We start from the raw sequence: 1905 nt of genomic DNA, 5'->3' as shown, positions 1-1905 counted from the left end.
TCAGTGTGCCACTACAATTGGTTTTCGCATACTTAGCGAGTATAATACGGAACGTTGTTTCACTTAAATGGTTTCAGCGTATGGTTGCCGCTTATTTTATAACAAGTACCTGTTGCGCCTGCGCCAAAACCGCGTCTCAACTTACTCTGCATGCTTTAATTCTGTCACCTATACTTACCCAGTATTGCCGTTCGCCTGAAGCACCAAATTTTTTCCGGTGGAAACACCGCCGGAATCTCCCTTCCTCATCCATCACAACTTAATAGATAAACCGTCATGAAGAAAAAGACTAAAATCGTTTGTACTATCGGTCCAAAAACCGAATCTGAAGAGATGCTGACTAACCTGCTCGATGCTGGCATGAACGTGATGCGTCTGAACTTTTCCCACGGGAATTATGAAGAGCATGGCCAGCGCATTACCAACCTGCGTAATGTTATGAGCAAAAGCGGTCACCAAGCCGCTATTCTGTTAGATACCAAGGGCCCTGAAATCCGCACCATGAAACTGGAAGGCGGCACTGACGCTTCCCTGAAAGCGGGCCAGACCTTCATCTTTACCACCGATCAGTCTGTGATTGGTAACACCAATACCGTTGCAGTGACCTACCCGGGCTTTGCTGCCGACCTGAAAATCGGTAACACCGTGCTGGTAGACGATGGTCTGATTGGTATGGAAGTGACAGAAGTCACCGAAAGCATCGTAGTGTGTAAAGTGCTGAACAATGGCGACCTAGGCGAAAACAAAGGCGTTAACCTGCCGGGCGTTTCCATTCAGCTGCCAGCGCTGGCTGACAAAGATAAGCGTGACCTGATTTTCGGCTGCGAACAGGGTGTCGACTTTGTCGCTGCCTCCTTTATCCGTAAGCGTTCAGACGTAATCGAAATCCGTGAGTACCTAAAAGCCCACGGCGGTGAACACATTCAGATCATCTCAAAAATCGAAAACCAGGAAGGCCTGAACAACTTCGACGATATCCTTGATGCTTCTGATGGCATCATGGTGGCCCGCGGTGACCTCGGCGTTGAAATCCCGGTTGAAGAAGTGATCTTTGCGCAGAAGATCATGATCAAAAAATGTAACCGTGCTCGTAAAGTGGTAATCACCGCTACCCAGATGCTCGATTCAATGATCAAAAACCCGCGCCCTACCCGTGCTGAAGCTGGCGACGTGGCGAACGCCATTCTCGACGGAACTGACGCCGTTATGCTGTCTGGTGAGAGCGCCAAAGGGAAATACCCGTTGGAGTCCGTCACTATCATGGCGACCATCTGCGAGCGTACTGACCGCGTAATGAAGAGTCGTATTGACTTTCAGCACGACAACCGCAAAATGCGTATCACTGAAGCGGTTTGCCGTGGTGCGGTTGAAACCGCTGAGAAACTCAAGTCACCGCTGATTGTTGTGGCGACAGAAGGCGGCAAATCAGCTAAATCCATTCGTAAATACTTCCCGAATGCGACTATTCTAGCCCTGACTACTAACCAACAGACTGCCCGTCAGCTGCTGCTGAGCAAAGGCATTATCACTTCTGTGGTGAACGAAATTGCTTCAACCGACTATTTCTACCGCCTCGGCAAAGAAGCCGCTATCGCCAGCGGCTATGCGCTGAAAGGCGAAATTGTAGTCATGGTTTCTGGTGCGCTGGTTCCAAGCGGAACCACTAACACTGCATCTGTGCACGTTCTGTAATATACATTTACGACTTGCATTAAATAAGGTATTTCCGGATACCCGTCACCAACGGTGACTGGTGCATAAAACTGCTGATGTGCTGGCCTCGCAACCAAAGTCAGTACAGCCAAAGGTGAAAAGCGAACTGGTAAAATCTGGCTGTCCGGGGGGGATTCAGCGAATAAGGCGTTCGATTGCCCATTCCCACTCGAAACGCAACAAAGTGAGCCA

At 49.4% G+C, this 1905-nt stretch carries 1 protein-coding gene and 1 pseudogene; both read left to right on the top strand.

Translation table 11 applies throughout. The annotated features are described in order from the left end of the window. Nucleotides 1-276 precede the first annotated feature (276 nt). Nucleotides 277-1692 (top strand): pyruvate kinase PykF, encoded by a 1416-nt coding sequence (pykF, locus tag BBW68_RS09235; protein ID WP_070135134.1) that lies wholly within the window; start codon nucleotides 277-279, stop codon nucleotides 1690-1692. A 16-nt stretch (nucleotides 1693-1708) separates the two neighbouring features. Further along, nucleotides 1709-1905 (top strand): annotated as a pseudogene (locus tag BBW68_RS20695) (hypothetical protein); the annotation flags it as partial.

It is taken from the genome of Candidatus Erwinia dacicola, assembly GCF_001756855.1.
Taxonomy (GTDB): Bacteria; Pseudomonadota; Gammaproteobacteria; order Enterobacterales; family Enterobacteriaceae; genus Erwinia; species Erwinia dacicola.
Note: the sequence above shows the minus strand (reverse complement) of the source record. Positions and strands in the feature narration are given on the sequence as shown.

Coding starts and splice junctions, on each gene's coding strand:
- pykF (WP_070135134.1), top strand. CDS start 277: ATGAAGAAAAAGACTAAAATCGTTTGTACTATCGGTCCAAAAACCGAA.